6 protein-coding genes and 4 tRNA genes are annotated in these 6,427 nt (G+C 42.8%); 8 read left to right on the top strand and 2 right to left on the bottom strand.

The annotated features are described in order from the left end of the window. Positions 1-524 precede the first annotated feature (524 nt). The gene (locus M2387_RS25760; protein ID WP_259053780.1) at positions 525-1,457 is read left to right on the top strand and encodes a hypothetical protein; all 933 of its coding nucleotides are present in this window, start codon (positions 525-527) and stop codon (positions 1,455-1,457) included. 198 nt (positions 1,458-1,655) lie between these two features. Here the strand turns inward: M2387_RS25760 and M2387_RS25755 are convergent, their stop codons facing one another. Further along, a complete protein-coding gene (locus tag M2387_RS25755) occupies positions 1,656-2,126 on the bottom strand; it encodes a GNAT family N-acetyltransferase (protein ID WP_259053777.1) in 471 nt (156 codons plus the stop codon). A 168-nt stretch (positions 2,127-2,294) separates the two neighbouring features. Here M2387_RS25755 and murB point away from each other — a divergent pair, with 168 nt between their 5' ends. Further along, entirely contained in the window at positions 2,295-3,323 is a 1,029-nt protein-coding gene (gene murB, locus M2387_RS25750; protein ID WP_259053774.1) for a UDP-N-acetylmuramate dehydrogenase, read from the top strand. Beyond that, positions 3,320-4,282 (top strand): bifunctional biotin--[acetyl-CoA-carboxylase] ligase/biotin operon repressor BirA, encoded by a 963-nt coding sequence (gene birA, locus M2387_RS25745; RefSeq protein WP_259053770.1) that lies wholly within the window; start codon positions 3,320-3,322, stop codon positions 4,280-4,282. The genes murB and birA overlap by 4 nt, the downstream gene beginning before the upstream one ends. Before the next feature lie 22 nt (positions 4,283-4,304). Here the strand turns inward: birA and coaA are convergent, their stop codons facing one another. Next, positions 4,305-5,258: a type I pantothenate kinase gene (gene coaA, locus M2387_RS25740; RefSeq protein ID WP_259053768.1), complete on the bottom strand. Its 954-nt coding sequence runs from the start codon at positions 5,256-5,258 to the stop codon at positions 4,305-4,307. Positions 5,259-5,720: 462 nt separating this feature from the next. On the opposite strand from coaA, the gene M2387_RS25735 reads away from it, so the two are divergent. The 5 genes from M2387_RS25735 to M2387_RS25715 all read left to right on the top strand — a co-directional run. Next, positions 5,721-5,796, top strand: a tRNA-Thr gene (locus tag M2387_RS25735). A 20-nt stretch (positions 5,797-5,816) separates the two neighbouring features. Further along, positions 5,817-5,901 (top strand) — tRNA-Tyr (locus tag M2387_RS25730). A gap of 118 nt (positions 5,902-6,019) precedes the next feature. After that, positions 6,020-6,094: transfer RNA gene (locus M2387_RS25725), tRNA-Gly, on the top strand. Positions 6,095-6,099: 5 nt separating this feature from the next. Then, positions 6,100-6,175 (top strand) — tRNA-Thr (locus M2387_RS25720). A gap of 112 nt (positions 6,176-6,287) precedes the next feature. Then, on the top strand, positions 6,288-6,427 hold a 140-nt coding region (locus M2387_RS25715; RefSeq protein WP_259053782.1), incomplete at its 3' end, for a GTP-binding protein.

The following is a 6,427-nucleotide window of genomic DNA, read 5'->3' as shown; positions in this document are numbered from 1 at the left end:
GTGGGGTCTCCCCATGCGAGAGTAGGGAACTGCCAGGCATCAAATAAGCAAGAACCCCAGTCTAACGACTGGGGTTTTTTGCGTTACCCGTCATAGAATTCCAGAAAAATGTCCTCCTCCCCGTGCGAGAGAAGGAACTGCCAGACATCAAATAAGCAGAGACCCCAGTCTGACGACTGGGGTTTTTTGCGTTATGCGTCGAAAAACTTCAGAAAGATGCCTTCCAGCTTCCTGGTATGTATGTTTTTCAGTCCTATTAATCTTATTATCTATAGATATTTCTTGAATATAGATATTTAAATATAAATAAAAGAGTAAGTGAATTTTTTATTTATATTATTTATCGGGTTGAAAGTATTATTATACTGACGTTCTTTAGAACTAATTATTGAATTATATTAATATTTTTTTCTATGAGTGAAGTTTGTAAAAAAAAACCGGCTAAGACAATATTTTATATAACCACGATAATGTAATGTCTGATTTTATACCATTAAGGATAGCTACTTTAATAAGAGGGAACTATGTTAAAAAATACTTCAGAAGTACCCTATGCGAAGGAGTGTCGACTCCATCTCTATCAAATTGATGATGATGTCATACGGTACGATCCGGTATATCGTCCTTTGACGGTAGGTATAAACGGGGTAGAGAATAGTATGGAAGAGAAAAATAATCAGTCGGATTCCTTTTCTCGTAATATCCAAAAAAACTCCACTGGCTGGTTAAAACGCCTGCTTATCGGGACCATGGGAACCGGCGTGCTGGCTGCTGCCGGATATTGCTGCTATGCGCTGGGAAGAGGCAGTAGTATATGGAGGCCTTCAGAAAGTGCCGCCCTTGTTTACCCGGAAAACTCCCTGACTCTTGCTGATGATTCTGGAAATATTGCACTGACTATGCAGATTAATGACCAACAGGTAGCCGCTGATTTTGCTCGCCCCCCCGGACTATCACGTTCCCCTTATTCATATTATGAGAGTCAGAGAAATACAGAATCAATAACATCTGAACCAGGTGTTTCTGAAGCTGTTATCAATGACAATAATTATCCATTAGACAACATGTTCAAAATAGAACTCGCTAACTTTTGCTTATCAAGTATTCATGGTCTTGTTATTAAATCAAATAAAGCAAAGCCAGAGTATAAATGTGAATTACTCAGCGAGGTTGTTGAAAAAATATATTATTACAAAGACATGTATTCCAATCTGAGACTAATAAATGCTGGAAGGGAGCAGTTGGCCGTAGAAGAGAAAAATAATGAAATACTGACAAGAAGAAAGCTGACCACCCTCTATCTGGCTGCGGAAACGATTATTAGTGGAAAAGATACTTCACATTTTTACATTAATGCTATGAAGGATGATAAAAATTATCCTTCAGAGGAGCTGATTACAAGAGAAGAAAAAATCATGAATTATTTCTCCGTACATCAGCCTGTGGGCGAATGTTAGTCGCATCATTAGAATCCATAGTTTGTTTATGTCCGGCCAGCATCTGGCAGCTATAAGTATCTTGAATGATTCAGGCTACAGAGGTTTCTAATGGCTAACCTCTGTGCCTAATAATAGTGATTAGCTATCAGTGGTTGGACTCACAGCTATAAGAGGAAGCTGTAAATACAGGAATAAATAAGTTAATGGAGAGGTGTGTCAGTCAGCGAGACTTTTGCCTTTTGTGTAAATATCAGGTCGGGTAATGGTCCATACATAATTTTCCTGATTTACAGGCTCGTAACCCAACTTTTCATAAAGCCACGGTGCCGTTGTCGTGAACAACACAATCCTGCGAAACTGTCCAAACAGAGGATGGCTATGTATGCATTCCATAACCCATCTTCCAAGCCCGTCTCCCTGATATTCTTCAAGTACATAGATATCGCAAAGATAGGCGAAGGTCGCATAATCCGTTATCAGGCGAGCAAAACCTATCTGAAGTTCATTATGATACATGCCAAAGTTAAGGCTATTTTCTATTGATGCAGAGACAGTATCCAGGTCAATACCTTTAGCCCAGGTTGATCTCGTTAGATACTGATAGATGGACTGTATATCTAGTTTTTCTTTATCTGTGCTTATCAGGTAGTCATTCTTATACCATTCAAGCTTCTCTACAATGCGCACTTTCGGTCCTGCCCAGCAGAATGAGGAAATATAACCTTATCATTCGTAGCAACATTGTACTGTCTAAATCGCCCCAGATTATCTGGAACTTGTGAGCGGGTACGCAGTGAGACAAGGCGGGGGCTATCGGGTAAACTAACCCGGTCTTTACTCCGGAATATAACTACGATGAATCCCTCTCTAAAGTCTTTCAATACCTTTGGCATCCAGGCTTATGCTAAACGCATTGCCGTTGTCGAATCAGTCCAGGAATTGATAGCGGCATGGAATGATGCTGCTACCAGTGGTCAGCCTGCAATGCTAGTCGGTGAGGGGAGCAATATACTCTTCCTGAAGGACTTCGATGGCACGGTAATAGTGAATCGTATCAAGGGTATTGAGATTACGGAACAGGCGGATTCATGGCTATTACATGTCGGTGCGGGAGAAAACTGGCACCAACTGGTAGAAAAGACCCTTCAGCAAGGCATACCAGGACTTGAGAACCTTGCCTTAATACCCGGCTGCGTAGGCTCCTCACCTATTCAGAATATTGGTGCTTATGGCATAGAGATCAAACAAGTCTGCCAGTATGTGGACTGTGTTGATCTCAACACAGGACAGGCATTGCGTTTTGATAATGGACAGTGTCAGTTTGGCTACCGTGACAGTATTTTCAAGCAGGCTGACTATAAAGACTATGCGATTGTCGCTGTAGGGCTACGATTAGCCAAAAAATGGCAGCCTGTTCTGACTTACGGCACATTGATCCAGCTCGATCCGCAAAATGTAACAGCTCAGCAAGTCTTCGATAGTGTCTGTGCAATGAGAACATCAAAGCTACCAGACCCGAAAGTGAATGGTAATGCAGGGAGTTTCTTTAAGAACCCAGTGATTACCGCACAAGAAGCTGAGGATTTGTTCATTCTTTATCCGAGTGCTCCACATTACCCACAGGCTGATGGCCAGGTGAAACTTGCTGCAGGCTGGCTTATCGATCAGTGCCAGCTAAAAGGCCATCGAATTGGTGGAGCAGCCGTACATCGTCAGCAAGCATTAGTCCTTATCAATGAAGATAATGCCAGCAGTGAAGATATCGTGGCATTAGCACATTATGTTCGTCAGCAAGTTGGCCAGAAATTTAATGTCTGGCTGGAACCTGAAGTCCGTTTTATCGGAAATAAGCAAGAAGTTAGCGCCCTGGAGACTATTGCGTGAGAGATAATACAGTTCCATTAACGTTGATTGGTATTCTGGCTGACGGTGAATTTCATTCGGGTGAGCAGTTGGGTGAGCAGTTAGGTATGAGCCGGGCTGCAATTAACAAACATATCCATACCTTACGTGACTGGGGTATTGATGTATTTACTGTGCCAGGTAAAGGATACAGCCTGCCTGAACCCATACAATTGATTGATGAGGCTTTTATTCTCTCGCAGATTGATGAGGGTACGGTCACTGTATTACCCGTGATTGATTCAACAAATCAGTATTTGCTTGAACGGCTCACAAAACTCAAGTCAGGTGATGCCTGTATCGCAGAATATCAGCAGGCTGGCAGAGGTCGACGGGGAAGACAGTGGTTCTCTCCTTTTGGAACCAATCTCTATCTTTCTATGTACTGGCGTCTTGAGCAGGGGCCGGCAGCAGCAATAGGGTTGAGTCTGGTCATTGGTATTGTGATTGCGGAAGTCTTACAACGCCTCGGAGCTCACGATGTCAGAGTTAAATGGCCAAACGATCTCTATCTCAACGATAAAAAACTTGCCGGTATCCTGGTAGAACTCACGGGGAAAACCGGTGATGCAGCGCAAATTGTTATGGGTGCAGGCATCAATCTGGCCATGAAAAGTGTGGTATCTGAAGTCGTTAATCAAGGCTGGATCAACTTACAACAAGTCGGCCTCAACATTGACAGGAATCAGCTTGCTATCTCTTTAATTAAAGAGTTACGTCAGGCATTAATTCATTTCGAACGTGAGGGACTAACCCCCTTTCTTTCACGCTGGCAGCAATTAGATAACTATATTAATCGCCCGGTAAAACTGATTATTGGCGATCGTGAGGTATTTGGTATTGCTCGCGGAATCAATGAACAGGGAGGATTATTACTGGAGCAAGATGGCGTAATAAAAGCCTGGGTTGGCGGGGAAATTTCATTACGTGGAGCAAACTAAGGGGAGGTTCTCCCCTTAATTATTATTTGCGCAATTTAACATTATTTATTGCATGGTTCGCGACCTTGGTCATTATCAGACTGGCGCGATCTCTGGTTGGTAGTATATTCTGGTTTAAATTCAGCAAGTTAATCTCATTCCATAATTGTGTTGCAGTATTAATAGCCTCATCTTTAGAAAGCTTTGCATAATTATGGAAATAGGAGTCAGGATCGGTAAACGCACTTTCACGAAATTTTAAAAAGCGATTAATATACCAATCCTGTAATAACTCTTCAGGCGCATCAACATAAATAGAAAAGTCGACAAAGTCTGAAACAAATACATGATGCGGATCGTGCGGATAATCCATCCCACTTTGCAGAACGTTTAATCCTTCAAGAATTAAAATATCCGGCTGAGCTACCGTTTTATCGCCATCCGGTATGACATCATAAAAAAGATGCGAATAAACCGGTGCGGTAACGTTAGGTACACCTGATTTTATATCAGAGACAAACTTTACCAGGCGATGCATATCATAGGATTGCGGGAACCCTTTTTTCTTCATCAGATTGCGTTCTTTTAGCACCGCATTGGGATGAAGAAAACCATCTGTAGTAATTAATTCGACACGGCGATGCTCAGGCCAGCGGCTTAACAGGGCCTGTAGTACACGTGCCGTAGTGCTTTTGCCGACAGCAACACTCCCCGCGATGCTAATCACATACGGAATACGCTGACCGCTAGTACCCAGAAACTGCTCCAGTACAGCCTGACGACGCAGATCAGAACTTATATAGAAGTTCAGTAGCCGCGATAAAGGAAGATAAATCTCGACAACCTCATCCAGGGAGAGGTCCTCATTAATTCCTTTTAGACGCGCAATCTCTGCTTCTGTCAGTGTCATTGGAACTGAATCACGCAGTGCAGCCCACTGCTTGCGATCAAATTGCAGATAAGGAGTAATTGCCAACATTTGTTCTCTGTTACTCATAAGCATGCTTTCTGTCGTTCAAAACAATATTTACGTCGCACATCTTGCTGTCAATATCTCCGCGAAATGAGGAGAGTCAAAGCAGTGCAACGCATCGGATGTTTGATAATGGGCAGGAGGGTAACACCGGAAGTGAAAGAATAAGAAGAAAAAAACAGTATGAATGATGCATTACAGTGGATTCATCACGTTGTGAGTCGAGTGTTATGGCAGAAAGAGTCGATATTTTTATATTAACCGCTTGTTTTTTATTCAATGAAAAAACAGAAATGCATGAAAAAGAAGAACCCTGAGTAAGAAAAAGAGAATAAAATGGATTCTCTGTGAGTGAATTTCATACTCATTTGGCGAATTAATCAGCATAATTGCGGTAAATCGCATAAAATCTAAGCGTACGAACATTTTCTGCAATTTTTTAGTTGCAAGACGGCGCAGACCCCCATAAAATGCGCACCACTTGATGCCGACTTAGCTCAGTAGGTAGAGCAACTGACTTGTAATCAGTAGGTCACCAGTTCGATTCCGGTAGTCGGCACCATCAAGTATCTAAGTACCCCTGGTGGGGTTCCCGAGCGGCCAAAGGGAGCAGACTGTAAATCTGCCGTCATCGACTTCGAAGGTTCGAATCCTTCCCCCACCACCATATACGGCAACGTAATCGTCGCCAGAGGCGAGAAGCTCTAAGCTAATCGACTCAAATGATAAAAGACCTTCTTTTATCTTCAATACAGAAAGACATCCAGGTAGTCGAGTTCCAGGATGCGGGCATCGTATAATGGCTATTACCTCAGCCTTCCAAGCTGATGATGTGGGTTCGATTCCCACTGCCCGCTCCAGATGTGCTGATATAGCTCAGTTGGTAGAGCGCACCCTTGGTAAGGGTGAGGTCGGCAGTTCGAATCTGCCTATCAGCACCACTTCCTTTTCTCATTCCTGATTCTCTTCTGTTAACTCAATTCAGCAATGCAGTCATATGCCTTGTTGATGTGGTGATATCACCGTTTTAACCGTGTCTTAGAGGGACAATCCATGTCTAAAGAAAAGTTTGAACGTAAAAAACCGCACGTTAACGTTGGTACTATCGGCCACGTTGACCATGGTAAAACTACTCTGACTGCTGCAATCACTACCGTACTGGCTAAGACCTACGGCGGTGCTGCTCGTGCTTT

This window comes from Klebsiella sp. BIGb0407 (assembly GCF_024807845.1).
Classification (GTDB): Bacteria; Pseudomonadota; Gammaproteobacteria; order Enterobacterales; family Enterobacteriaceae; genus JGM124.
Note: the sequence above shows the minus strand (reverse complement) of the source record. Positions and strands in the feature narration are given on the sequence as shown.

Bases quoted from the DNA above. Each gene is read 5' to 3' on its own strand.
- M2387_RS25760 (WP_259053780.1), top strand. From the start codon at position 525: ATGTTAAAAAATACTTCAGAAGTACCCTATGCGAAGGAGTGTCGACTC.
- murB (WP_259053774.1), top strand. From the start codon at position 2,295: ATGAATCCCTCTCTAAAGTCTTTCAATACCTTTGGCATCCAGGCTTAT.
- coaA (WP_259053768.1), bottom strand. From the start codon at position 5,258: ATGAGTAACAGAGAACAAATGTTGGCAATTACTCCTTATCTGCAATTT.